Source organism: Staphylococcus hominis subsp. hominis (assembly GCF_002901845.1).
Classification (GTDB): Bacteria; Bacillota; Bacilli; order Staphylococcales; family Staphylococcaceae; genus Staphylococcus; species Staphylococcus hominis.
In genome coordinates, this window is the sequence record NZ_PPQE01000013.1 from 1 (window position 1) to 775 (window position 775).

At 39.7% G+C, this 775-nt stretch carries 1 protein-coding gene; it reads left to right on the forward strand.

Annotation, left to right across the window (positions count from 1 at the left end; translation table 11 throughout):
- Positions 1 to 775: Rib/alpha-like domain-containing protein (locus CD034_RS01115; protein WP_219727358.1), on the forward strand; the 775-nt coding region annotated here is incomplete at both ends.

The window sequence follows — 775 nt, forward strand, 5'->3', positions numbered from 1 at the left end:
AGGAACACCAACTATTACAGTTGATGATCCAAGTACATTACCGGACGGTAATACACCAGGAACAACAGAAGTAGATGTGACGGTAACGTATCCAGATGGAACAAAAGATCATGTTAAAGTCCCTGTAACAGTCGGAGAAGAAACACAAGCGAATACTAATGATCCAAGTTATGATAATGTAACAGTAGATCCTGGAGAAACAATCAAAGTGCCACAAACTGGTGATAATACAATGCCGGATGGCACTCAATATGAAATTGATAAATCGAAAATTCCATCAGGATGGGAAGTAACAGTTGACCATAATACTGGTGAATTAACTGTAAAACCTTCGGAAGATGCAGTACCAGGAACATCTATAGTTATACCAGTGACGGTAACGTATCCAGATGGTTCTACAGAAGAAGCATCAACAACGATTACAGTAGGTGATGTGATTGATATTCCAGCGCCAACGGTTAACCCGGTTGATGATAATGATACTGAAGTTACGGGAACAGATGGTACACCAGGCAACACAATTGTGGTTACATTCCCAGATGGTAGTACTTCAGAAGGCAACATTGATGAGGATGGTAATTGGACTGTTGATATTCCAGACGGCGTAGACCTTGATAAAGGTGATGTAATTACTGTTGTTGAAAAAGATAAAGATGGTAAAGTATCTACCCCAACAAAAGTTGTTGTAGGAGAAAATTGTGATAATCCATCAAATGGAGACAACTCAGGAGATGGAGCAGGCAATGATTCATCAGATGGAGATAACTCAGAAGAT